We start from the raw sequence: 24,116 nt of genomic DNA, 5'->3' as shown, positions 1-24,116 counted from the left end.
ATGAAAGCAATTGAAATAGGTGGCGCCTTGCCAAGCAAAGCGTTTGAAACCCTGCCAAATATTTATTTGGTGGGGCCCATGGGGGCAGGAAAAACAACCGTTGGACGTCATTTAGCCGAAATATTAGGGCGTGAATTTTTAGATAGTGATCATGAAATTGAACGCAAAACAGGGGCTACTATTCCTTGGATTTTTGAAAAAGAAGGGGAATTCGGATTTCGTGCTCGTGAAACTATAGTGTTGAATGAGTTAACTTCCCGTAAGGCTTTGGTTCTAGCAACAGGCGGTGGTGCGATTACTCAAGCACCCAATCGTGAGTTTCTAAAGCAACGTGGTATTGTCGTTTATCTTTACACTCCAGTGGAACTACAATTACAACGAACTTATCGCGATAAAAACAGACCTCTATTACAAGTTGAAAACCCTGAACAAAAATTGCGAGATTTGTTAAAAATACGCGATCCTTTATATCGTGAAGTTGCTCATTACACGATTGAAACCAATCAGGGTGCTGCACGCGATCTTGCTCAAAAGATTCTGCAACTTATTTTGTCTAACACGCTAAAATAGCCAAACTTACTCGTGGTTTAATAAACTCATGCAAACTTTACATGTTGAATTAGGCGAACGCCGTTATCCTATTTTTATTGGCAGTCAACTTGATCCTAAACAGTTGCTTGAACCTTATATTCATGGTCAACAGGTCATGATTGTGAGTAACGAAACGGTCGCACCTTTATATTTATCTCACTATCAAGACGCATTAAAAAGTTTGGGTAAAACTGTAGCTACATGTATTTTGCCCGATGGTGAAAAATATAAAGATATTCAACATTTAAATTTAATTTTTGATGCACTCCTTGAAGCTGGTTTTAACCGAGATTGTACGGTTTTAGCTTTAGGTGGCGGTGTTATTGGTGATATGGCTGGCTTTGCATCAGCATGTTTTCAGCGTGGTGTTTATTTTGTTCAGGTTCCAACTACGCTTCTTTCACAAGTAGATTCAAGTGTAGGCGGTAAAACTGGTATTAATCACCCACTGGGTAAAAACATGCTTGGTGCATTTCAGCAACCTCAAGTTGTTTTGGCTGATATGGCTCAACTCAATACTTTGCCGGATCGAGAGTTGTCTGCTGGATTATCAGAAGTCATTAAATATGCCTTGTTAGGTGATGCTGACTTTCTTGTTTGGTTAGAGCAAAATATGGATGGGTTAATTGGACGAGATGCTGACCTTTTAGCAGAAGCTGTTTACCGTTCATGTGCTCATAAAGCCCGTATTGTTGCAAACGATGAAAAAGAGCAAGGCGAAAGAGCCTTACTCAACTTAGGTCATACTTTTGGTCATGCGATTGAATCTTACTTAGGTTATGGAAATTGGTTGCACGGTGAAGCAGTAGCTACAGGCATGGTCATGGCAGCGGATTTATCACAACGTTTAGGTTGGATTTCAAGCGATGATGTAGAGCGTACAAAAAAAATTATTCAACGCGCTAATTTGCCGATATCATGTCCGAAAATTCCATTGGATGAATTCCTTGGATATATGGCTCATGATAAAAAAGTCCTCAATGGTCAATTACGCTTAGTGTTGTTAAAGCAACTTGGACGAGCAGTAATTACTAAAGACTTTGATGTTGAACTCATGAAACAAGCTATTTTGGCAAATCAACACGGATAATAAATTAAGGTAACACATGACTGTATCACGTACACTTTGGCAGAATGTTCAACAATATATCTGGTTGGTGGGTGGTATCGTCTGCTTGTTTCTCGCTTTTCTTTTCTGGGTCATGACCGATAGTAAGAAGCTGGTTGAAGTTGAAAAATCGGCTGATTCAGATACGCCAGTGCAAATTCAACCAGAAAAAGTAGCAACAACTGCTAATTTAGGGGCTTTAGCTGATGAAGTTAGGCCTCTTGATTTAACGACTCGTACGGTTGCTTCAGGTCAGCATGAGGCAGAGTTCCGCGGTACAAAATTTATTAACGAAAACAAGAAACAGTGGACGCTTGAGCTATTTCGTGCATCTGACGAAGATATTATTAAAAACTTTTTAAAAAATCGTACTGATCGTAATAAATTTATCTATTTCCGTTTAAGCGGAGATAAGCAATCTGAACAATATGTATTGAGCTATGGTGTATTTAAACGTTCTGAAGATGCGATTCAAGAATTAACTCAACTGAATCTTGATTTGCCTGAGTCAATCAAACCTCAACCACAACAATTTTCAACCTATGCATCATTAGTAAATGATTTAGGGGCGGACGAAATGAAAGGTGGGATGAGTCAAACTTATGAAGTGCGATTACGTCCAGCCGCATTGCCTAAAATTGATGAGTCTTTGCTCATGGGTGCAGGTGTAAACGGTGCGATAAGTACGCAGCCGAAAGTGACTGCTCCAACAACGAATTCTACAACTCGGACAACTATTATTCGTCGGGATGCTGAGGGTAATGTTGTGGATGTACACCAGTCCAATTCTACAGATGCCTCTAAAAAAGTTCAACAAAATCGTGAAATTGAAGCCCCTTCTAAAAATGCAACAAATGAGGGCACAAGAGGGAATTAAGGATAAGAATAATGTGCACAAATATAGTGCAATAACAAAAGATATATATAATTTTTGATCAAGCGTGGTGCATATTTGGTCATTTATTAAAATGATAGCCTGAATAAAACTGATCTATTTTTAAGAAATATAAACACTTAAGCTAAGAAAATTATATTGGCATAGTTTTTGCTTTATTCTTGTGCTTATTAATGTACTGCTAACTATTTTGGCGCTCTAAAGAGTGAAGTCTATGCAGAGTCGTGGGGTCGAGCTGCTTTAAAAGAGTGCGAAATAAGTCAAAACATTTTTCTAGCAAAAACCAGTGTACGTAAAAATGGAACAGCGTATATTGGCTTATCAGCCCAAAATTTTTTTTTGCGAAACATTGAGCTAACTATCGTCCGTAGGCAATATCGCAGAAATAAGTTGTTTGTTTGACGCTCGAAAGAGCCTTATTGAAAGAAGGGTACGCTATGCACATGCCATCGCCTAATACTGTAGCTCCCGCTCAAGGTTTATATCAACCTGATGAGTTTAAGGATAACTGTGGTTTTGGACTGATTGCCCATATGAAGGGTGAATCAAGTCATCATCTTGTAGAAACCGCGATTCACAGTTTAAGTTGCATGACGCACCGTGGTGGTATTGCCGCAGATGGCAAGACGGGAGATGGTTGCGGCTTATTATTGGCGATGCCAAAGCAATTTTTCCGTGATGAAGCAAAAAAACTAAGCGATATTACACTTAGCGAAGTTTTTGCTGTAGGAACGGTATTTTTAAATGTCGATCCGGCATTAGCACAGCACTCTAAAAATATTTTAACTAAAGAAATTGAGGCTGATGGCTTACGCGTATTGGCTTGGCGTGTTGTCCCTACAAATAACGATGCACTAGGTGAAATTGCACTTCAATCTTTACCTGCTTTTGAACAGGTCATTGTGAACTGTCCAATGGGTGTAACTGAAGTTGAGTTTAACCGTAAACTATTCTTGGCACGTCGTCGTGCAGAACAACAATTACAAAATGATCCATCATTCTATGTGACTACGCTTTGTTCGACAGTAATTAGCTATAAAGGCTTGATGATGCCGGCTGCGATTGCTGAGTTCTATACAGACTTAGCAGATGAGCGTTTAAAATCACATATCGTGGTATTCCACCAACGTTTCTCGACCAACACTTTACCGCGTTGGCCTTTGGCGCAGCCATTCCGTTACCTTGCGCATAATGGTGAAATCAATACTATTACAGCAAACCGTAACTGGGCATTAGCGCGTACGCCTAAATTTGAAAATCCATTGTTACCGGGCTTAACTGAGCTTAATCCGATTGTGAACCGTACTGGTTCAGACTCTTCAAGCTTAGATAACATGCTTGAGATCTTGGTGGGTGGTGGTATGGATTTATTCCGTGCGTTACGTATGCTCGTACCACCAGCTTGGCAAAACGTTGAAACTTTGGATGCAGACTTACGTGCATTCTATGAGTTCAACTCTAAGCATATGGAAGCTTGGGATGGTCCAGCAGGTTTAGTAATTCAAGATGGTCGTCATGCCATCTGTATGCTTGACCGTAATGGTTTACGTCCTGCACGTTGGGTCATTACCAAAAATGATTACATCACCTTGGCATCTGAAATTGGTGTTTGGGGTTATGAACCTGAAGATGTTATTTCTAAAGGTCGCGTAGGCCCTGGCCAAATTTTAGTAGTTGATACTTTAACTGGCAAAGTACTTGATACAAAAGATGTAAATACACATCTTAAAAACATGCGTCCGTACCGTGAATGGTTGCGTGATCATGCAATTCGCTTAAATGCTAATCCTGAACTTGAAGAACAATTAGTTGATCAAGGCTTAACTGGTGATGCTTTAAAAGCAGCTCAAAAAATGTTTATGGTGACATTTGAAGAGCGCGACCAGTTGTTGCGTCCGATTGCTGAAAGTGGTCAGGAAGCTGTAGGTTCAATGGGTGATGATACGCCAATGGCTGTATTGTCTCGTCAAGTACGCCATGTGACTGATTATTTCCGTCAACAATTTGCGCAAGTAACAAACCCGCCAATTGACCCGTTACGTGAATCGATTGTAATGTCGCTCGAAACCTGTTTAGGCCGTGAGCAGAATGTATTTGAGCAGGGGCCAGAGCACGCAGATCGACTCATTATTTCGAGTCCTGTTCTGTCTAACTCAAAAATACAGCAAATTCGTACTATTGATCGTGCAGGCTATGAGTCTGTTGACATCAATTTAAACTATGCTGAAGAAGAAGGTTTGCAAGCTGCGATTACACGCATTTGTGAAGAAGCAGCACAAGCTGTTCGTGATGGTAAAACCTTAATTATTTTAACTGACAAAAATATTCGTCAAGGTTTTTTACCTGCAAATGCAGCACTTGCAACAGGTGCGGTACACCATTACCTCATTAAGACGGGTTTGCGTACTGATGCAAACATTTTGGTTGAAACTGGTTTTGCACGTGATCCACACCAATTTGCGGTATTACTTGGTTTTGGTGCTACAGCAGTTTATCCATACCTTGCATATGACGTAATTAATGATTTGATTGCGAAAGGTGAGCTTTTAGGTGATCCAATCCATGCTCAGGCGAACTTCCGTAAAGGTATTGAGAAAGGCTTATTAAAAGTTCTTTCAAAAATGGGTATCTCTACAGTTGCTTCGTATCGTGGTGGTCAGCTTTTTGAAGCAGTGGGTTTATCATCTGAAGTTGTAGATCAGTGCTTCTTGGGTGTTCCAAGTCGTATTCAGGGTGCAACATTTGTTGATCTTGAAAAAGACCAGAAAAAATTAGCTGCTACAGCATGGTCAAATCGTAAACCAATTGATCAAGGTGGTCTGCTTAAATTTGTGTTTGATAAAGAGTATCACGCGTTTAACCCAGATGTGATTAACTCATTACACAAAGCGGTTCGCTCTGGTAAATACGAACACTTTAAAGAATATGCTGAGTTGGTAAATAACCGTCCAGTAGCGACTATTCGTGACTTATTCAAGTTAAAAACAACGAATTCGATTCCAGTTGAGCAAGTTGAATCAGTTGAAGAGATCTTGCCTCGTTTTGACTCGGCAGGTATGTCTTTAGGTGCTCTTTCTCCAGAAGCACATGAAGCAATTGCAATTGCGATGAACACGATTGGCGGTCGTTCAAACTCTGGTGAGGGTGGTGAGGATCCAGTTCGCTACGGCACAATTCGTAACTCGAAAATCAAACAGATCGCATCTGGTCGTTTTGGTGTAACGCCTGCATATCTAACTTCTGCTGAAGTATTGCAAATTAAAGTTGCTCAAGGTGCAAAACCAGGTGAAGGCGGTCAGTTACCGGGCGGTAAAGTAAATGGTTTAATTGCACGTTTACGTTACTCAGTGCCGGGTGTAACACTGATTTCACCTCCACCACACCACGATATTTACTCAATTGAAGATTTGTCTCAGTTAATTTTTGACTTGAAACAAGTTAACCCGCAAGCAATGGTTTCAGTAAAACTGGTATCTGAACCGGGTGTAGGTACGATTGCAGCTGGTGTTGCGAAGGCATATGCAGACTTCATTACCATTTCTGGTTATGACGGTGGTACTGCTGCATCTCCACTTTCTTCAATTCACCATGCGGGCTCTCCATGGGAGTTGGGTTTAAGTGAGGCGCATCAAGCTCTTCGTGTAAATGACTTGCGCGGAAAAGTACGTGTACAAACGGATGGTGGTTTAAAAACAGGTCTTGACGTGATCAAGGCAGCAATTTTAGGTGCTGAGAGCTTTGGTTTCGGTTCAACACCAATGATTGCGTTAGGTTGTAAATATCTACGTATTTGCCACTTAAACAACTGTGCGACTGGTGTTGCAACTCAACAAGATCACTTACGTCAAGAGCACTACATTGGCGAACCAGAAATGCTCATCAATTTCTTCCATTTCATTGCGGAAGAAACACGTGAATGGTTGGCAGCATTAGGTGTGTCTTCATTGAAAGACTTAATCGGTCGTGTTGATTTACTCGAAGTATTACCGGGTGAAACTGAAAAACATGCTCATCTTGATTTAAGTGCATTGTTAACTTCTCATCCATCTGCTGACGGTAAAGCACAGTACTGTGAAGTACAAGGGAATGCGCCATTTGATAAAGGTGTGTTAGCTGAGAAAATGGTTGCTGAAATGCTTCCTGCAATTGAATCAAGTGCAGGTGGTCAGTTCAACTTCAATGTTGTGAACTGTGACCGCTCGATCGGTGCTCGTGTGTCGGGTGAAATTGCTCGTCGCTATGGCAATTTAGGCATGGAAGTACACCCAGTTGTGATGAACTTAACTGGTACAGCTGGTCAGTCACTTGGTGTATGGAACGCGGGTGGTTTACACATCCGTCTTGAAGGTGATGCTAACGACTATGTGGGTAAAGGTATGGCAGGTGGTCGTATCTCAATTTTCCCACCAAAAGGTTCACCTTTCCAAACTCAAAACACAGCAATTATTGGTAATACCTGTTTGTATGGCGCAACTGGCGGTAAGCTTTTTGCAGCGGGTACAGCGGGTGAGCGTTTTGCAGTTCGTAACTCTGGTGCATTTGCTGTAATTGAAGGTGCTGGCGATCACTGCTGTGAATATATGACAGGTGGTGTTGTGACTGTACTTGGTAAAGTAGGCCATAACTTTGGCGCGGGCATGACTGGTGGTTTTGCTTATGTACTTGACCTGGACAATGACTTCGTAGATTACTACAACCACGAATTGATTGATTTAAATCGTATTTCAACAGAATCTATGGAAGATCACAAAGAGTTCTTGTTGCGTATTATCGATGAGCATATTAAAGAAACAGGTAGTGCCTGGGCTTATAAGATCCGCAATGAGTTCGATTTCTACAGCCGTAAATTCTGGCTTGTGAAACCAAAGGCTGCTAATTTACAAACGCTTTTGAAAACAACACAAGCTGACCCACAATAATTCCACGACTGCAACGACATAGGCAGGTGCGGACAACAGTGAAAACCGCGCCTACCCACGGAGAGAGACATGGCAGAACGCCTAAATAATGACTTTCAATTTCTGGATGTAGCACGCCAAGATCCAGAGAAAAAAGATATTACTGTCCGCAAAGCAGAATTTGTGGAAATTTATAAACCTTTTACATCGGAAACAGTTACGAATCAGACTCACCGTTGTTTAGGTTGTGGTAACCCATATTGCGAATGGAAATGTCCTGTACATAACTACATTCCAAACTGGTTAAAACTCATTGCTGAAGGCCAAATTTTCCAAGCTGCTGAGCTTTGTCATCAAACGAATACACTACCTGAGGTATGTGGTCGCGTATGCCCACAAGACCGTTTATGTGAAGGTGCTTGTACCTTAAACGATGGGTTTGGTGCAGTAACAATTGGTAATGCTGAAAAATATATCAATGATACAGCCTTTGCTTTGGGCTGGCGTCCAGATATGTCAGGCGTAAAATGGACTGACAAAAAAGTTGCCATTATTGGTGCTGGCCCTGCTGGTTTAGGCTGTGCAGATATTCTAGCTCGCGGTGGTGTTAAACCAGTTGTATTCGATAAGCGTCCTGAAATTGGTGGCTTACTTACATTTGGTATTCCAGAATTTAAAATGGAAAAAGATGTGATGAAACGCCGCCGTGAAATTTTCACAGGTATGGGCATTGAATTCCGTTTAAATACTGAAATTGGTACAGATGTAACCATTGATGAATTACTTGCAGAATATGATGCAGTGTTCATGGGTATGGGAACTTATACCTACATGAAGGGTGGTTTCCCGGGTGAAGATCTTAATGGCGTTTATGATGCTCTTGATTTCCTAATCTCTAACGTGAACCGCTGCCAAGGTTGGGAAAAAGATCCAAGTGAGTACATCAGCTTAGATGGTAAAAAGGTGATTGTACTTGGTGGTGGTGATACAGCGATGGACTGTAACCGTACTTCATTACGTCAAGGCGCTCATGATGTAACGTGTGCATACCGTCGTGATGAAAGCAACATGCCGGGTTCTGCACGTGAAGTAAAAAATGCCTATGAAGAGGGTGTAAAATTCCTATTCAATCGTCAACCGATCGAAATCGTTGGTGAAAATGGCAAAGTGACAGGCGTAAAAGTAGTAACGACACAAATGGGTGAACCAGATAGTCGTGGCCGTCGTAGTCCTGAACCTGTTCCAGGTTCTGAAGAAGTATTACCAGCTGATGCTGTTTTACTTGCATTTGGTTTCCGCCCAAGCCCAGCGGATTGGTTTGGTAACGCGAATATTAGTCTTGATGGTTCAGGTCGTGTTGTCGCAGCTGAAAAACAAGAATTCAAATTCCAGACATCAAACCCGAAAATCTTTGCTGGTGGTGATATGGTGCGTGGCTCAGACCTAGTCGTGACTGCGATTTGGGAAGGCCGTCAAGCTGCTGAAGGCATTTTGGATTACCTTGGTGTTTAATAAATTAATGTGTTAAAACACTCAAAAAAGCCTACTTCAAGTAGGCTTTTTTATTGACTACCATTAGTCACTTTGATGTTTTTGGCAAATATAATAAGCTTTTTTGCCCTTTTTAGCTTTTTAAGCTCGCGACATACTCAAAACTTCCTTCTTCAATACAATAGGTGTTGAGTATGAACATCGCAGATATGACGGCAGAAAAATCATATTTAAATCGTCGAAAAGCGTTGGGTATTACAGTGCGTCGTCTTGAATTTAATCCAAAGGCGATCAAGCGGCACTATTTTGCAAATTCACCCCTCATGTCTCATTTTTTAACTGCACTCTCATCAACGTTTCCGGTGGGTGAGCAATTTTTTGTAAATAGCGTACGTAATGTGCGTGATAAAGTTTCAGACCCTCAATTACAAGCGCAAATTGCAGCTTTTATTGGACAAGAGGCTATGCATTCCAAAGCGCATGGCGAGTTTAATGAAGCTTGGCGACGTGATGATTATAATCTGGACAGTTTTCAAAATTGGCTAAATGAACGCGATAAATACTTAAGAACGATTCCACCTAAGCTGCAATTAGCTCTTACCTGTGCTTTTGAACATTTTACAGCTCTCCTTGGAGCATATGTTTTACAACATCCAGAGTTGTTAAAAACGTTAGATCAAGATGCGCTAAAACTTTGGGTATGGCATGCGATTGAAGAAATTGAGCATCGTTCAGTCGCATTCGATGTCTATCAACATGTATATGGAGATGACCGTATTCGTCGTTTACTCATGCGTAGCGTCACGACTGGGTTTGCGAGTCTGGCTTTTTATGGGACAACGCGTTTATTTTGGCAAGATAAGTGGAACAGCTTACCTAAAATCGGAGGTAATTTATTTGGGTCATATTTGCTGATAAAAATGCTTGTCCAATTAATGCCTGAATACTTCGCATATTACAAAAAAGATTTTCATCCTAGTCAAAAGGATTACGACAAAATGGTCGATTACTGGAAAAGCTCTTTAGCAGAAGACTATCAAATGGCAAGTTTTCAACAAGAAAAAGAACAAAGATTAAGTTAATAGATAACCGGATTTAAAAATCCGGTTTTTAAAAATCAATAAAATAAAAGCAACACAATAATGCCAAATTCATCATACAATCGGGTAAAGAGGTCAAAAATATAAAGAAAAACTTGAGGATAATGTGACGATGAAAACGTTGAAACAATTAGCGATCGCAACAACACTTGCCAGCACCTTACTGTTTTCAGGATGTGGCTATAATACTCTACAAGTAAAAGATGAGGCTGTGACAGCAGCGTGGTCTGAAGTACAAAACCAATACCAACGTCGTTCAGATTTGGTGCCAAACCTTGTCAATGTGGTAAAAGGTTATGCTAGACATGAAGAGCAAGTATTAACCGAAGTAACACAGGCACGCTCGAATGTTGCAGGTTTAAAAGTTGATAAAGAAGTTCTAGAAGATCCAGCTTTACTTGAAAAATATCAACAGGCTCAAAGTCAATTAACAGGGGCATTATCTCGACTTATTGCTGTGTCTGAAAACTACCCAGATTTGAAAGCCAATACTCAATTCCAAGAATTACAAGTTCAGCTTGAGGGTACAGAAAACCGTATCGCAGTTGCACGTAATCGTTATATTACAACAGTGCAAGATTACAACGGATATGTGCGCCAGTTCCCGCAAGCAGTGACTGCAAAAGTAATTGGTATGCATCCTAAAGCCAATTTCTCTGCAGAAGCTTCTGCACAACAGGCTCCAAAAGTTTCTTTTGATTAATTTTATAAATCAAAGAGAGTGCCGTATGAGAAATACTATATTGCTTCAGTCTAAGCAAATTAAGGTCTTTATTGCGACCTTAATTTTGCTCTGTTGTAGTGTTCTTTTTCAGAATACGGCATGGAGTGAAAGTAATATTGCAACTGCTACTGATGAAACCGACACAATAGTAGCGGGCAAAATCATTCAAAAACAGCAAAATCAAGCTGCTGCAACTAAACTAGAGGGGCAAGCTGCTTCAAGTGTTGCTGCTTCGCCTAAAGTCGCTAACGATATGGTAGACGGTGAATTAATTCGTGGTTTGCCAACTTTAAATCAGCCTGTTATTGATCAAGCTAACATTTTAAGTGAGGCTGAGAAACAGCAGCTCGACCAAAAAATTCTAAGTTTATACCAACAAGGTAAAGCGCAGATTGGTATTGTGATTGTTCCTACCACTGGCCAAGAAGATATCTTTGATTATGCGTTACGTGTTGGTGAAAAGTGGCAATTGGGATCATCTAAACGTGATAATGGATTACTCATTGCAGTCGCTGTAAATGACCGCCGTATACAAATTTTAACCGGCTATGGTTTAGAAGGTGTGTTACCTGATATTGTGGCAAGTCGGATTATTCGAAACCAAATTACACCTTATTTTAAACAAGCCCAATATGCGCAAGGTTTAAATGCAGGTCTGGATGAAATTGGTAGAATTTTAAATCTTGACCCAGAAGTAGCTCAGCAAGCTGCTCAAGATTTAAAAGAACGCCAACATCAAGCTGCGGAAGAACAACAAGCCAAACAAACAACGCTGACAATGGCTTTATTTATTCTGGTTGCTGGAATTGTGGGTTCATTTATTGTCGGTCGTCCACTTAGTGCCTCTACAGCAGGTGTCGCTGCTGCAGTAGCAGGTTTTGTAAATGGTGCTGGGCTAGTGACTAGCTTATTACTTGGTTTTGGTATTTTCTTTTTACTCATTACTTCAATTGCCCAACTTATTTTACAGGCCATTTTAAGGGGTTCTGGTGGGGGCGGTCGCGGAGGTGGCTTCGGCGGTGGTGGCGGAGGCTATGGCGGTGGTGGAGGTCGTTTTGGTGGTGGAGGTGCTTCAGGCTCATGGTAACAACATCAGAAACAACACAAATTATTACTCAACCAAAAATTGAGGAATCAGTAGAACCTAGCCTAAAACGTTGGTTCAAGCACTTTTGTTACTTGCCAGCCAGTAGTCGTTATTTTTCAAAACAAGATAAACAAGCCATTGCTGATGCGGTACAGCAGGCAGAACATGGGCATGTTGGAGAAATACAGGTTGTAATTGAAGGCCATATTCCATGTTTACAAGCCTATAGACAAAACACGCGTTTAAGGGCACAGCAGTTATTTGCAGAGTTAGGCGTTTGGGATACGGCATTAAATAGCGGCGTATTGTTATACCTAAATTTATGTGAACGTACTGTAGAAGTTATATTTGACCGTGGTATTAGAAATGCGACTAACGATCAGGTCTGGCAGCAGATTTGTGAGTCTATCGTTCAACAACTTAAACAAAAACAATATCAACAAGCTGTCGTGATGGGTGTGCAGCAAATTGGAGAGGTATTGTCACATTTTTATGATGAGAACATGCCAGATCAATCCAATGAATTGGGAAATGCTCCAATTATTATTAATTAAGTTATTTTCTAAAAGTTCTATATCCATAATTTTAAAATTTTATTTCTTAAGGTGGCTGACAAAAAATGTCACCTATTTATTTATTTTTAAAGAGAATTTGCTCACAAAAACAAATATAAAGTTTGATAGATTTTGTTTACTTTTTTTGATGTGTGATCTGTTTTAATCAAAAGTTATGTGACGATTTTTGTCAGTTATTTACAGTGATTTTAGATTAAGTAAATTTTAAAATCAATATAAGTTTTTGTTTTATAAGTAAAATAAAAGTTGGCATGGTTGCTGCTATATAGTTGAGAGCTGAAAAAGCTTATATAAAAACATACATACAATCTTTGGGGAAAAAGGCTATGAATGCACAAAAAGGTTTTACATTAATTGAACTCATGATCGTGGTTGCGATTATCGGTATTTTGGCAGCAATTGCGATTCCTGCATACCAAAGCTATATTGCTAAATCACAAGCTTCTGAAGCCTTTACATTAGCAGATGGTTTAAAAACAACAATTGCTACTAATTTGCAATCAGGCACTTGTTTTGCTTCTGGCGCCGCCGCTGCCGCTGCCGCTGATTCAATCACTGGAAAGTATGGAACTGCAACTATTACAGCAGATGCAACTGCGGGTGGTAGTGGTTGTGGTGTTAGTTATACATTTAAGGCTACTGATGTATCAGATAAATTAACAAGCAAAATAATTGGTATGTCTGTAACTGAAAATGGTGTAATTAAGCCATCAACTGTTACAGTAACTGATACTACCCTAGCTGATTATTTACCGCAGTCTTTTAAATAAAAATATAAGTATTTGAAAATATTTATATTTATTTAAAAAAACGCATCTTTAGGGATGCGTTTTTTATGTATAAAGTAATTGTAATCAACAATAATTAATTAGAACTTTAGATTCTTCAGTTGACTAAGTTATCTGTATAATTCCCTGCAAGTTCTAAGTCTTTTCACTCGTCACTATGCAAGTATTCTTCCTATTCCTCGCTGCAATCCTGTTAGGTTTTGCATGGTTGTCTCCATTTCACTATAGCCCTTGGGTCATGTTTTCGAGTGAAGTGAGTACTTTTGGGGCTGGATTATGCGTATTAGCCGCTCTAATTCAGCAAAATATTAAAATTCCTAGAGCACAACTATTGTTGCTGCCATTTACTTTAATTCCAGTAGTGCAGTGGGGTTTTGGTTTAGTTTTTGATCTGAGCACAGCCTTATTGAGTTCATTTTACTTGTTAGGTTTTTGGTTTATGGTCTTGGCTGGTTATAACCTGTCTTTAGATCAACAAAAGCGTGATCAAATCTTTTCGGGTTTTAGTTTACTCGTAATTATAGTATCCCTTGGCACTAGCTTTATTGCAATTTGCCAATGGTTGAATATTGAATCACATTTAATTTATACACTTCATCTAATTGGTAATCGTCCTTACGGTAATTTTGGTCAACCTAACAACATGGCGACATTCTTAATTATCGGGTTGTTAGGATGTTTATATTTATATGAAAAAAATAAAGTAACGTTGTGGTTATTATTGCCTTCAGCATTGATTATTTTATTTACCATTGCATTGAGTCAGTCTCGAACTTCATGGATCGTTTTTCCATTCCTATTCATCTACTGGGGGATTAAGCAATTTAAGAAGCAAAAAAGATTTGGATTTACTCAAGGCTTCTTATGGTGCTTAGCTTTTTTTCTAATTGCGGGGCTAATTTTACCTTATATCACTCAATTTATTGAATTCTCTACAAATACAGAAATTACTGAAACAAGTTCGTTTGTCGCGCGTGCGGGGTCGGGGCATGAACGTATAGGGATGTGGATACAAATATTGCATGCTATAGCTCAGCAGCCATGGTTAGGATATGGATGGAGTCAAACTAGTGTCGCTGTAGTTGATAGTATTCAATATGGGACAGTGCATGTATGGTTCAATAGTGCTCATAATATGCTACTGGATATCATCATCTGGAATGGTATCCCATTAGGCGCTGTAATCATTACTTACTTTGTTTTTTGGTTTCTTTGGTTAAATCAACAGGCTAAAAATACCATCTCAATTATAGCGATTATGATGGTATGCGCAGTGCTTATTCATGCTATGTTTGAGTTTCCACAGCGCTACGCTTATTTCTTGCTTACCTGTGGATTCCTGCTTGGTATAGTACAAGCCGAGACTCCTGTGCTTAAAGGAATTGTCCTCAGTAAACATCTTCTTCGTTTAACATGGGTTGTAGGCTTGCTGCTTATTATTGCAATTCTACGTGATTACAATGTCTATGTTCTGAATAGTAATTTACTTTATAAGAATAAAAAACCAAATGCAGAGTTCATGGGAAGCAGTAAAATTTTTGTTTTAACGCAGTTTCAAGAGCGTTTAAAATGGATTGAACTTGATCCAAAAACTAAATTATCTGAAGCTGAGCTAGTCCAGTGGGGTAACTCGGTAAAGAATAAAGCAACTCCATATAATTTACGTAAAAATGCAAAATTGCTGGCTTATAATGGAAAACCAGAGCAAGCAGAGCAGCAATTATTAATTTTAAAGCATCTCTATAAGCAAAAAATAACGCTACCAGAGTTATTAAAAGAAAAGTAAAAAAAATCCCCTTGTATTTAAGGGGATTTTTTTATGAGAAATTACATTTGACTCTGGATGTAATTTTCAATACCAACGCTGCCGATAAGGTCAATTTGGGTATCTAACCAGTCCCAATATTCTTCTTCTTTTTCTAAAATTTCTTGAACGAGATCGCGCGTCACATAGTCTTGTTCTGTTTCAGCGAGTGCAACTGCTTTTTGAATTGCTTCTATATTTTCTTTCACTTTACGAATGTCACATTGCAGAACTTCTTCTGTATGCTGGCCGATATAAAGTTTGCCTAAGTGCTGAAGATTAGGTAAGCCTTCCAAAAATAAAATACGTTCAATAATTTTATCTGCATGCTTCATTTGACGGATGGATTCTTTGTATTCAGCAGAGCCAAGCTGCTCAATTCCCCAATCATTAAACATGCGTGAATGTAAAAAGTATTGATTAATTGCAGTTAGATGATGATACAGCACTTGGTTGAGCTGATTAATAACATCACGATTGCCTTTCATTGTAGCTACTCCAAAACAATTTCTGCCTTAATTCAATTAAGGCAATCTATAAAACCATTCTAGTGAACAAACACTGATATGGCGAGTAATTTATAGAACAGCAAATGAAAATCGCAATCAAAAACAACACAATATTAGGAAAGGAGAGTTTCCACCAAAAAAAACCGCTTGAATGAGGAACTAGTAACGTTCCGCAAAAAGCGGTGGAGGAGCTAATAAATACTATTAAATTTTTATAAATCTTTTACGCAGCTACAGAAATACGAGCAGCGATTTCTGCTAATTCTTCATTAATAATAGCACGTGCTTCTGGTGCACAGCGTCCACAGCAAGTACCAAGATCAAGCAAATCACGAATTTCGCGATAGCTTTCTGCGCCATTTTCAACAGCGTCTTTAATATCTTGATCGGTAATGCCACGACACAAGCAAACGTACATGGGAGTGATCCCCAAATATAAATGCGATAATTGATATTATTGATAATTATTATCGTTTGTCAATGAAATTCATTTAAAATCTCATTTATTATTATTGGGAATTTGGATAAAAAAATACCACCTGAGCGGAAATCTGAGTTATGTTCAGATTTTATACAAAGGTGGTTCATGATTTAGAGTTAAAAATTTAACGGGAAATATTTAATGTATTTCTATATCTTATTGATTAATAACTACAATACCATCCATTTCAACTAAAGCACCTTTTGGTAAACTTGCTACACCAAGAGCTGCACGTGCAGGATACGGTTGCGCAAAATATTCACCCATAATTTGGTTTACAAGTTGGAAGTTTGATAAATCAGTTAGAAAAATATTGAGCTTGGCAATGTCTGCTAGAGAACCGCCGGCAGCTTCACAAACTGCTTTTAAATTATCAAATACACGGCGAATTTGAGCTTCAATACCTTCTACAAGTTCCATACTGTATGGGTCTAAACCAATTTGCCCTGAAAGATATAATGTATTATCTACTAAAATGGCTTGAGAGTATGTGCCGATAGCAGCAGGGGCATTTTCAGTATGAATTACTTGGCGGGACATTTGGTTCTCCTTGATTAAATCTCATTTCATCATAATCGATGATCGCTTTGGACAAAAGTATCATCGATTTAATTGATTAAGTGGATTTGGAAAGTTTGATTTTGTTAAAGAAACATAAATCTGACCAATAGCCCTTGTAAAGACTTAGCTTACTTTTGAAATTTCCATCTGTGGATTAGGCGCATCCAAACGCTCAATACGTGGAAAACCATAATGCATGCGTAAGTCACGGATGACTTTTGCAATATGTTTACGATTGTTCACTACAATATTAACGAAAGTTCTTTGCTCATTTGAGTGAACCATTTCTACCCCTGCATTATTTTTACGACATTGATAGATCAGGTCTGATACCTGCTCATCATTCATTGCCATTTCTATAGCGAGGTAGGCTGTAAAACGAACATCATCTACGTCATCTGCTTTCCATTGAAGCGGCATAATATTTTCAGGATGTAGATGTTGTTCATGTAGCAAGTTATGGCAGCGGATACGATGCACAATTAACCCACGACGTGTTAAATGTCCTTGAATTGGGTCGCCCAAAACTGGATTACAGCAATGCGCATATTTAACGTCGATACCTTCAGTACTTTGAATGAGTCGATCTGAATTTTCCACTTGTGGATGCTTGTCATGAGCAAATAAGTGATTAGCCACAAGTTGAGGTAGTAGGTCGCCAACAGCAATTTGTTCAAACAATGTATTTTTATTATCGATGTGACGCCATTGAAGTAAATCTAACCAGTCGGCTTCAGAGAGATCATTAATTGAACGATTGAAGAGTTTCAGTGCTCGAGAAAGTGCTTGTGCACCGACTAAACGTTGTTCTTCAATATCTTGATCTTTAAGAACATGCTGTAAGGCACGGCGAGCTTTCTGAGTGTTAATAAAACTTAACCAGTCTGGGTTTGGTGTTGCTAAAACATCCGTAATCACTTCAATAACCTGACCGCTGATTAATGGTGTCGACAGTGGTTTAATCTCGCCATCTACTTTTGCACCAACGGCATGGTTTCCTAAAAATAAACTGGCTGAATAAGCAAAATCAACTACGGTAGCACCTTGTGGTAACTCATGGAGCTGGCCATGTGGAGTGTAAACCCAAATTTTTTCTTGATGTAAGTAATCTAATAAATCATTGAAGGTCGTTTTTGCACATTCTCCATCGATCAGCGTATTCAGATTTTGCATTGAAGCTTGAATGGCTGAACGACAAGTTTGCGGTGCATTTTCACCAAGCACTACTCCAAAACGAGCAGCTTTACGCATAAGCTCAGTTTGAATGGTAAGAGATAGTGTAGTTTTTTCGCCTTTGAGCTTAATTAATAAAGACTGGTTGCCACCCGGTAGCGGACGACGGATATGGTCCTGATATTGAATGACCTGAAAGTTTTCTCTTAAAGCATCAACTAGGCGGTCACAGTCGGCAATTGATTGTAAAACGATTTCAAAAGCATGGCTGTGAGTAAGCTCTTGTAAATCCATCTCATTTTTAACGAAATGGCGTAATAATTCGATATTGTTGTTTTTCTTTTTAATGCGGCCTTGAATATGATAATTATGAAGAAGTTCAGCGAGGTTTTGTTCCCAGATGCTTTGATATTTACATCGCTCTGGTTTGGTTAAACGTAGTGCGTTTTGCACGTTATCAAACATATCAAGATCAAGATTTTGATAACAAAGATTTTCTAGATTATCACCCATTTCATTCATGCCGACTAATCTTGCCATTGGCACAAAGATATCAAGAGTTTCTTGAGCAATACGGGCACGTTTATCTGGACGCAAAGCACCTAAAGTTGTCATATTATGATAGCGGTCAGCTAATTTAATAATAATGACACGTGGGTCCTGTAGGGTCGCTTGCAAGATTTTTCGGAATGAGGCGGCTTTGTTATATTCTTTATCACTTGATTGGCTAAGTTTGGTTACGCCGTCAACCAGCTCGGCAACTGTCAGGCCAAACTTTTCAGTAATATCTTCTTTTGTATATTGAGTATCTTCAATAACATCATGCAAAAGGGCTGCCATTAAGGTTTCAGCATCTAAACGCATGTTCGCAAGAATACAGCTGACAGCAATTGGATGCAGAATGTAGGGTTCACCACTTTTACGTGTAATGCCAGTATGCGCTAGATCGGCAAAATCACAGGCAGCAAGCACTTTCTCGACTTCACTTACCGATAAGTAAGGGTCAATAATCAATTTAAGCTGTTGCTTGGCTTGGCTGACCTCTTCGCCTGGCATAAATCACCCTTTTTCCTAATACTGAAAAACTAAATCTATCTACTTCTTAATGAAAAGCATATTGCGGAACTTGTCAATTTTTTCATTTGAAAAAGTGTATTTTTTTTTCAATGAAAATAATTGCTTTTTTCAATATCTTTAAATTCAAGACAAAGCCAAATAAAAAACCACCGCAGAAAAACGATGGTTTTTTTATGAAACAGAATTAATTAGAAAGAAAAACCTTCTAAATTCAAGCTGTTTGTAGAAAGAGCAAGATCAAGACTAGAAGTTTGATAATCTTGTTCACGTTGCTTAAGAATTTCTTTCGTAACGTGCCCTGCCGCGATTTCGCGCAAAGAAACTACAGTCGGTTTGTCGTTATCCCATTCTACAGTTGGCTCCATGCCTTGACGTGCCAATTGACGAGCACGTTTACTTGCAACGAGCACAAGCTCAAAACGGTTGTCTACATGATCTAAACAATCTTCAACGGTGACGCGTGCCATAAAAGTTCTCGTTTTGGAATGGTGAATTTGAACAGACTAAACAGTATAAAAGGCTTTCGATCTAGACTCAAGTTATTCCTGTTTTGGTTGAGGAGTAATCAAGTCTTGAATTAATGTTTGATAACGTTTCGCTTGCTGAGAGAGCACTAGACGGTTTGCTGTAATTACAGCTTCAATCTCATGTAAGGCTTTATTAAAGTCATCATTAATAATGATGTAATCAAAGTTCGTGTAATGCTGCATATCTTCAACTGCACAGCTTAAACGATGTTCAATGACTTCAACTGAGTCTGTGCCGCGGTTAGATAAACGCTGACGAAGATCAAATTGTGTTGGCGGTAAAATAAATATTTGCTTGGATTCAGGAAAAAGTTTGCGTACTTGCTCTGCACCTTGCCAATCAATTTCAAGTAGAACATCGTGTCCTTGAGCTAACTGTTGTTTTACAGTTGCTTGAGAAGTGCCATAGTAATTACCAAATACTTCAGCGTATTCAATAAAACCGTCATGGTTGACTTGGTCTAGAAATTCATCTTTTGTAGTGAAGTGATAGTGAACACCATCTAATTCACCGGGACGTTGACCTCGGGTAGTATGTGAGACTGAAACATGTAAATTGCTCACACGGTCAAGCAGGGCTTTCACCAAAGATGTTTTGCCCGTTCCTGATGCAGCAGAAACGACAAACAATAGACCCGACATGATATTTTTCCTGATATGATAAAATATCTTCGCTATTGTAGTGTACCGTGCGTTTAAACTGAATAGTTTTAATTGCAAATATTCAAGAGAAATTCCCCTGTTTTATTAATTTTGAGGCTGTTATGGAAATTGTGTTAGCTAATCCGCGTGGTTTTTGTGCCGGTGTTGATCGAGCCATAGCAATCGTCAATCGGGCTTTAGAATGTTTTAACCCTCCTATTTATGTACGTCATGAAGTTGTACACAATAAATTTGTTGTTGATGACTTACGTCAAAGAGGGGCGGTTTTTGTTGATGAACTAGATCAGGTTCCGGATGACTCAATTGTAATTTTCAGTGCTCATGGTGTTTCAAAAGCTGTTCAGCAAGAAGCGGAGCGCCGAGGTTTAAAAGTATTTGATGCAACTTGTCCTTTAGTTACTAAAGTTCATATTGAAGTGACTAAATATGCACGAGAAGGTACTGAAGCCATTTTAATTGGTCATGAAGGGCACCCTGAAGTTGAAGGAACAATGGGGCAATATGACAAATTGAAAGGTGGTGACATTTATCTAGTTGAAGATGAAGCTGATGTTGCTGCGCTTGCAGTAAGACATCCTGAAAAACTTGCATTTGTAACTCAAACAACTTTATCTATTGATGATACTGCTAAAGTTATTGATGCTTTGCGTGCAAAATTTCCTCATATTCAAGGTCCGCGTAAAGATGATATTTGCTACGCAACTCAAAACAGACAAGATGCTGTACGTGACTTAGCAGAACAGTGTGATGTGGTATTGGTTGTAGGCTCACCTAACTCATCAAATTCAAATCGTTTACGCGAGCTTGCCGAGCGTATGGGCAAGGCAGCTTACCTTGTAGATAATGCTGATCAGTTAGAACAGTCATGGTTCAATGATACGTGCAAAATTGGTGTGACAGCGGGTGCTTCAGCACCAGAAATTCTAATTAAGCAAGTAATTCAACGTTTACAAGACTGGGGCGCGCAAGCACCTAAAGAATTAGATGGGCGTGAAGAGAATATAACTTTTAGTCTTCCTAAAGAATTACGTATTCATGTGACTCAAGCATAAAGTGTGACTTATTTAACATACTGATTTTAAAATAGTAAACAGATAATTGTTGATATGACAGTTATCTGTTTTTTTATACCCTTTATCTGCTTTGTATTTGTTTTGTAAATCTAAACCGTAAAATTTAAATAATAAATAAAAAATTCTTAAGTTTATTTGGGGTTCTGGGGATGAGGGGAATTATTCCGCAAGACGGGTTCACCTTGGTTGAGCTTATGGTGACGATTATAGTAATGGCCATCATCGCGATGATGGCTGCACCGTCTATGTCGAATTTATTAGAAAGTAAACGACTAGATGAAAATCAAAGAGACCTAATCAATACTTTGTCAGAATCAAAGAGCCAAGCAATACTTGGTCGACAAGATGTATCCATTAATCTGAATTCAACAGCCTCAAATACACCGACTTCTTTTAATTGGAAAGCTGCTTCCAATAGCACTCTTGAGCTTAAAAGTATCGCTGCTAATGGTACACAGAGCTCATCAACAGCGACGACTTTAACTTTTAATGCAAATGGAGTAGTAACTAATATTACTCAAGATGTGCTTTTATCTATTTGTAATTCAAAAATAAATAAAAAGAAAATTATTATTTTAACGAAGCTTGGCACATTAATTTTTAAAGCTGAGGAGACATGTTAATGCGGGGCTCTAAGCAAAAAACTCAAGCTGGGGTTGGTTTATTAGAAGTATTGGTCGCCTTAATTTTACTTGCGATAGGAATTTTAGGATATGTCGCTTTGCAAATTCGGGCTATGGATGCTTCTTCAGAAGCATTAAGTAAATCTCAAGCCATTATGATTATGAGAGGATTAGCAGAAAATATTCGCGTAAATAGTTCTCAAGCTAGTCAATATCCTGCATTTGTTCGTAGTTATAGCAATTATTCATCTACTACTGCAGCCCCTTCGTTGTGTTTCAATGCCGCTTGTACGCCTTCTCAACTTGCTCAATTTGATGCGTATCAAGCAGCGAGAAATGCTGATCAACTTGGCATGAAAATCACAATGACAAATTGCCCTGGGGTTACAAGCACAATGACCCAGCAGAGGCAATGTCTGTTCGTTTTTTGGGGAAAAACCTCTCCAGTAATTACAACAAATGGGGGAGTCACTACCGCGGATGTGTCGAGCTGTATGAGTACAGATGGTGTTTATGCCAATAATTCAAATTGTTTGATGATGGAGGCATATTAATGGCTCACTCATTTGTATCCTGGAAACAACGAGGCTTTACATTAATTGAGCTTATGGTTGCATTGGCTTTAGGCCTAATTTTAGTAGCTGCAGCAACTCAATTATTTATTGGTGGACTTTTATCAAGTCACCTACAAAAAGCAAATGCTGAAATACAAGATAGTGGTATTTTTGGTTTGGAATATATTGCCCGTGATATACGCCTTCTAAATTATGGAAATGTAACCAACCCAATATTAACCGATACGACGCCTTGGGGCGGGGTTGTGCTAACTGGCTCAACAGCAACTAATAATAACACTGTTAATTTTGTCCCTAATGTTGGAACAAATACTTATATTGCTGACACATTACTAAGTCGTGGTGCAAGCGATACGGTAAGTACTGTGAGTAATCACTGGAAAGGTCTTTCAAATATACAGAATAGTTCAAATGCTGCTGTGCAAAGTGATCAACTGACGATTCAATTTATTGCGCCTACGAATATGACTAATTGTGAAGGTATAAATGTCCTTGCAGGAGATTTAATTGTAGAGCGTTATTTCTTACGTCTTGATAGTAATGGTAGCTCCCAGCAAGATTATGCACTTGCATGTGATGCAAATACTCCCTCTGCTGTAGCCGCCGCAGCTCAACCTACCACTATTACTGGCTTGGGTGACGCCGGCCAAATCGTATTACCGCGTATTGACCATTTTCATGTGTTATTCGGTGCAAAAAATGCGGCTGGCAATTTTGCTTACTATACGATTCCCCAGTATCGAGCTGCTGCACAGGCTGCCAGAGATGCCACACCATCTGTAATGGCACCGCGAATTCTTTCAATACAAATATCTGTATTAGCGCGTTCTACTAATAATGCTCAAAACAAAGCAATAGATCCGGCGCAGTCTTTTTTTATGTTAGATCAAACCGTACATGCTTCTGATAATACAACTCGATTCTTACGTCGCACTTATAACGTAACAATTGCTCTACGCAATGCGATGGGGGAAAGTCTATGACCCATTTAATTCATAAAAGTAGGTCTAAAGAAAAAGGGGCAACTCTTATTGTTGTGCTTATTATTTTATTGCTTGTAATTTCTGTAGGCGTTTTAGCAATAAGAGTGGCTATTGTTTCTTTAAAAGTTGCTACCAATAGCCAAGTTAGCCAATTAAATTTTCAGTCATCTGACACGCCTTTAGAACTCATTGTACAGATGAATCCTACTACCCTAACTAATATTACTAATGTGATTGGGGCAGCGCTCAAAGAGCACGAAAGTAACCCCGGTGCAGAATACAACTTTTGTTATAAGCCTGTTTCTACAGCAACAAATTTTGCTCAGACCAGAGGTGCAAGTTTACTTCGTGCAGGAAGTGCCAATAATGCGGTAGTCGAAGATGGCGGAGTCGCAGGTTTCTGCGATTTAACAAGTGACTATGGAAGTAATCGTCAAGCTGTCGTTACGCAAGTTGCTGTAAGTATTCCAACAGACGCTACAAATGATATTCCTGGTTCAAATTTACCTCGAGGAACAAACACTTCCGAAGGTACTCAACTGCCTAAAAGTATGCTGTCTACTCAACGTATTCGAGTGATTACAACAGCTTTTTTGCCAGCATACGCCTCTAGTTCTATTGAAACTTTACAAGCTGATTGCTTAAGCACGAGTTCGGCAAAAATTAGCGACAATTTTGATACTGCATTAGCGACTAAACAAACATTGGCGGAATGTTTGGCAAATCATAACGTGCCTTTTAGCACCCAAGTTCAAGAATTTAACTATACCAATAAATTAACTCAAATTACGGCACCAGGTTCATAACGGG

The 24,116-nt window shown here is 39.1% G+C and carries 22 protein-coding genes and 1 pseudogene; 16 read left to right on the top strand and 7 right to left on the bottom strand.

Annotated features, from left to right (window positions below):
* The 11 genes from aroK to ACS604_RS08050 all read left to right on the top strand — a co-directional run bounded on the left by aroK (nucleotide 1) and on the right by ACS604_RS08050 (nucleotide 15,043).
* A complete protein-coding gene (gene aroK, locus ACS604_RS08100; RefSeq protein WP_004789808.1) occupies nucleotides 1-570 on the top strand; it encodes a shikimate kinase AroK in 570 nt (189 codons plus the stop codon).
* 28 nt (nucleotides 571-598) lie between these two features.
* Nucleotides 599-1,681, top strand: coding sequence for a 3-dehydroquinate synthase (gene aroB, locus ACS604_RS08095; RefSeq protein WP_353155720.1), 1,083 nt, complete (start codon nucleotides 599-601; stop codon nucleotides 1,679-1,681).
* A gap of 16 nt (nucleotides 1,682-1,697) precedes the next feature.
* Complete coding sequence (locus tag ACS604_RS08090) at nucleotides 1,698-2,576, top strand: hypothetical protein (protein ID WP_174727846.1); 879 nt, start codon at nucleotides 1,698-1,700, stop codon at nucleotides 2,574-2,576.
* Between the two features lie 461 nt (nucleotides 2,577-3,037).
* Nucleotides 3,038-7,513 (top strand): glutamate synthase large subunit, encoded by a 4,476-nt coding sequence (gltB, locus tag ACS604_RS08085; RefSeq protein WP_474771194.1) that lies wholly within the window; start codon nucleotides 3,038-3,040, stop codon nucleotides 7,511-7,513.
* A gap of 69 nt (nucleotides 7,514-7,582) precedes the next feature.
* Nucleotides 7,583-9,004, top strand: coding sequence for an FAD-dependent oxidoreductase (locus ACS604_RS08080; protein WP_013196701.1), 1,422 nt, complete (start codon nucleotides 7,583-7,585; stop codon nucleotides 9,002-9,004).
* Nucleotides 9,005-9,177: 173 nt separating this feature from the next.
* Complete coding sequence (locus ACS604_RS08075) at nucleotides 9,178-10,065, top strand: metal-dependent hydrolase (protein WP_474771192.1); 888 nt, start codon at nucleotides 9,178-9,180, stop codon at nucleotides 10,063-10,065.
* Between the two features lie 130 nt (nucleotides 10,066-10,195).
* Entirely contained in the window at nucleotides 10,196-10,786 is a 591-nt protein-coding gene (locus tag ACS604_RS08070) for a LemA family protein (protein ID WP_474771190.1), read from the top strand.
* Nucleotides 10,787-10,811: 25 nt separating this feature from the next.
* Nucleotides 10,812-11,894, top strand: coding sequence for a TPM domain-containing protein (locus ACS604_RS08065; protein WP_474771188.1), 1,083 nt, complete (start codon nucleotides 10,812-10,814; stop codon nucleotides 11,892-11,894).
* Complete coding sequence (locus tag ACS604_RS08060; RefSeq protein ID WP_474771186.1) at nucleotides 11,888-12,448, top strand: TPM domain-containing protein; 561 nt, start codon at nucleotides 11,888-11,890, stop codon at nucleotides 12,446-12,448. Before ACS604_RS08065 ends, ACS604_RS08060 begins: the two co-directional genes overlap by 7 nt.
* A gap of 347 nt (nucleotides 12,449-12,795) precedes the next feature.
* Nucleotides 12,796-13,239: a pilin gene (locus ACS604_RS08055; RefSeq protein ID WP_474771184.1), complete on the top strand. Its 444-nt coding sequence runs from the start codon at nucleotides 12,796-12,798 to the stop codon at nucleotides 13,237-13,239.
* Between the two features lie 175 nt (nucleotides 13,240-13,414).
* Entirely contained in the window at nucleotides 13,415-15,043 is a 1,629-nt protein-coding gene (locus tag ACS604_RS08050; protein WP_474771182.1) for a PglL family O-oligosaccharyltransferase, read from the top strand.
* 41 nt (nucleotides 15,044-15,084) lie between these two features.
* On the opposite strand, the gene bfr is transcribed toward ACS604_RS08050, so the two are convergent.
* From bfr to gmk, 7 genes and pseudogenes are all read right to left on the bottom strand, one after another.
* On the bottom strand, nucleotides 15,085-15,549 hold the full coding sequence (bfr, locus tag ACS604_RS08045) for a heteropolymeric bacterioferritin subunit Bfr (RefSeq protein WP_000678123.1): 465 nt from the start codon (nucleotides 15,547-15,549) through the stop codon (nucleotides 15,085-15,087).
* A gap of 244 nt (nucleotides 15,550-15,793) precedes the next feature.
* Nucleotides 15,794-15,988: a bacterioferritin-associated ferredoxin gene (locus tag ACS604_RS08040; RefSeq protein WP_004789790.1), complete on the bottom strand. Its 195-nt coding sequence runs from the start codon at nucleotides 15,986-15,988 to the stop codon at nucleotides 15,794-15,796.
* A 219-nt stretch (nucleotides 15,989-16,207) separates the two neighbouring features.
* Entirely contained in the window at nucleotides 16,208-16,591 is a 384-nt protein-coding gene (locus ACS604_RS08035) for a RidA family protein (RefSeq protein ID WP_004789789.1), read from the bottom strand.
* A 144-nt stretch (nucleotides 16,592-16,735) separates the two neighbouring features.
* Nucleotides 16,736-18,841 (bottom strand): RelA/SpoT family protein, encoded by a 2,106-nt coding sequence (locus ACS604_RS08030; RefSeq protein WP_005301002.1) that lies wholly within the window; start codon nucleotides 18,839-18,841, stop codon nucleotides 16,736-16,738.
* Between the two features lie 39 nt (nucleotides 18,842-18,880).
* A pseudogene (locus tag ACS604_RS08025) lies at nucleotides 18,881-18,970 on the bottom strand (hypothetical protein); the annotation flags it as partial.
* Between the two features lie 80 nt (nucleotides 18,971-19,050).
* Nucleotides 19,051-19,329, bottom strand: a complete 279-nt coding sequence (gene rpoZ, locus ACS604_RS08020; protein WP_002116990.1) for a DNA-directed RNA polymerase subunit omega — start codon at nucleotides 19,327-19,329, stop codon at nucleotides 19,051-19,053.
* A gap of 72 nt (nucleotides 19,330-19,401) precedes the next feature.
* Nucleotides 19,402-20,031 carry a guanylate kinase gene (gene gmk / locus ACS604_RS08015; protein WP_004789787.1) on the bottom strand — a complete coding sequence of 210 codons (630 nt, stop codon included), beginning with the start codon at nucleotides 20,029-20,031 and terminating at the stop codon, nucleotides 19,402-19,404.
* A 122-nt stretch (nucleotides 20,032-20,153) separates the two neighbouring features.
* On the opposite strand from gmk, the gene ispH reads away from it, so the two are divergent.
* The 5 genes from ispH (at nucleotide 20,154) to ACS604_RS07990 (ending at nucleotide 24,112) form a co-directional block, all read left to right on the top strand.
* Entirely contained in the window at nucleotides 20,154-21,104 is a 951-nt protein-coding gene (gene ispH / locus ACS604_RS08010) for a 4-hydroxy-3-methylbut-2-enyl diphosphate reductase (protein ID WP_003653781.1), read from the top strand.
* 170 nt (nucleotides 21,105-21,274) lie between these two features.
* A complete protein-coding gene (locus ACS604_RS08005; protein WP_474771178.1) occupies nucleotides 21,275-21,748 on the top strand; it encodes a pilus assembly FimT family protein in 474 nt (157 codons plus the stop codon).
* Nucleotides 21,742-22,302, top strand: coding sequence for a type IV pilus modification protein PilV (gene pilV, locus ACS604_RS08000; RefSeq protein WP_081399447.1), 561 nt, complete (start codon nucleotides 21,742-21,744; stop codon nucleotides 22,300-22,302). Before ACS604_RS08005 ends, pilV begins: the two co-directional genes overlap by 7 nt.
* On the top strand, nucleotides 22,302-23,306 hold the full coding sequence (locus ACS604_RS07995) for a PilW family protein (protein WP_312823109.1): 1,005 nt from the start codon (nucleotides 22,302-22,304) through the stop codon (nucleotides 23,304-23,306). Before pilV ends, ACS604_RS07995 begins: the two co-directional genes overlap by 1 nt.
* On the top strand, nucleotides 23,303-24,112 hold the full coding sequence (locus tag ACS604_RS07990) for a PilX N-terminal domain-containing pilus assembly protein (protein WP_312823111.1): 810 nt from the start codon (nucleotides 23,303-23,305) through the stop codon (nucleotides 24,110-24,112). The genes ACS604_RS07995 and ACS604_RS07990 overlap by 4 nt, the downstream gene beginning before the upstream one ends.
* Nucleotides 24,113-24,116 lie beyond the last annotated feature (4 nt).

The sequence above is a fragment of the Acinetobacter sp. Li1LvA2 genome, assembly GCF_056156705.1.
Note: the sequence above shows the minus strand (reverse complement) of the source record. Positions and strands in the feature narration are given on the sequence as shown.

Excerpts from the sequence above, each read along its gene's own strand:
- aroK (WP_004789808.1), top strand. The coding sequence starts at position 1 with ATGAAAGCAATTGAAATAGGTGGCGCCTTGCCAAGCAAAGCGTTTGAA.
- aroB (WP_353155720.1), top strand. The coding sequence starts at position 599 with ATGCAAACTTTACATGTTGAATTAGGCGAACGCCGTTATCCTATTTTT.
- ACS604_RS08090 (WP_174727846.1), top strand. The coding sequence starts at position 1,698 with ATGACTGTATCACGTACACTTTGGCAGAATGTTCAACAATATATCTGG.
- gltB (WP_474771194.1), top strand. The coding sequence starts at position 3,038 with ATGCCATCGCCTAATACTGTAGCTCCCGCTCAAGGTTTATATCAACCT.
- ACS604_RS08080 (WP_013196701.1), top strand. The coding sequence starts at position 7,583 with ATGGCAGAACGCCTAAATAATGACTTTCAATTTCTGGATGTAGCACGC.
- ACS604_RS08075 (WP_474771192.1), top strand. The coding sequence starts at position 9,178 with ATGAACATCGCAGATATGACGGCAGAAAAATCATATTTAAATCGTCGA.
- ACS604_RS08070 (WP_474771190.1), top strand. The coding sequence starts at position 10,196 with ATGAAAACGTTGAAACAATTAGCGATCGCAACAACACTTGCCAGCACC.
- ACS604_RS08065 (WP_474771188.1), top strand. The coding sequence starts at position 10,812 with ATGAGAAATACTATATTGCTTCAGTCTAAGCAAATTAAGGTCTTTATT.
- ACS604_RS08060 (WP_474771186.1), top strand. The coding sequence starts at position 11,888 with ATGGTAACAACATCAGAAACAACACAAATTATTACTCAACCAAAAATT.
- ACS604_RS08055 (WP_474771184.1), top strand. The coding sequence starts at position 12,796 with ATGAATGCACAAAAAGGTTTTACATTAATTGAACTCATGATCGTGGTT.
- ACS604_RS08050 (WP_474771182.1), top strand. The coding sequence starts at position 13,415 with ATGCAAGTATTCTTCCTATTCCTCGCTGCAATCCTGTTAGGTTTTGCA.
- bfr (WP_000678123.1), bottom strand. The coding sequence starts at position 15,549 with ATGAAAGGCAATCGTGATGTTATTAATCAGCTCAACCAAGTGCTGTAT.
- ACS604_RS08040 (WP_004789790.1), bottom strand. The coding sequence starts at position 15,988 with ATGTACGTTTGCTTGTGTCGTGGCATTACCGATCAAGATATTAAAGAC.
- ACS604_RS08035 (WP_004789789.1), bottom strand. The coding sequence starts at position 16,591 with ATGTCCCGCCAAGTAATTCATACTGAAAATGCCCCTGCTGCTATCGGC.
- ACS604_RS08030 (WP_005301002.1), bottom strand. The coding sequence starts at position 18,841 with ATGCCAGGCGAAGAGGTCAGCCAAGCCAAGCAACAGCTTAAATTGATT.
- rpoZ (WP_002116990.1), bottom strand. The coding sequence starts at position 19,329 with ATGGCACGCGTCACCGTTGAAGATTGTTTAGATCATGTAGACAACCGT.
- gmk (WP_004789787.1), bottom strand. The coding sequence starts at position 20,031 with ATGTCGGGTCTATTGTTTGTCGTTTCTGCTGCATCAGGAACGGGCAAA.
- ispH (WP_003653781.1), top strand. The coding sequence starts at position 20,154 with ATGGAAATTGTGTTAGCTAATCCGCGTGGTTTTTGTGCCGGTGTTGAT.
- ACS604_RS08005 (WP_474771178.1), top strand. The coding sequence starts at position 21,275 with ATGAGGGGAATTATTCCGCAAGACGGGTTCACCTTGGTTGAGCTTATG.
- pilV (WP_081399447.1), top strand. The coding sequence starts at position 21,742 with ATGTTAATGCGGGGCTCTAAGCAAAAAACTCAAGCTGGGGTTGGTTTA.
- ACS604_RS07995 (WP_312823109.1), top strand. The coding sequence starts at position 22,302 with ATGGCTCACTCATTTGTATCCTGGAAACAACGAGGCTTTACATTAATT.
- ACS604_RS07990 (WP_312823111.1), top strand. The coding sequence starts at position 23,303 with ATGACCCATTTAATTCATAAAAGTAGGTCTAAAGAAAAAGGGGCAACT.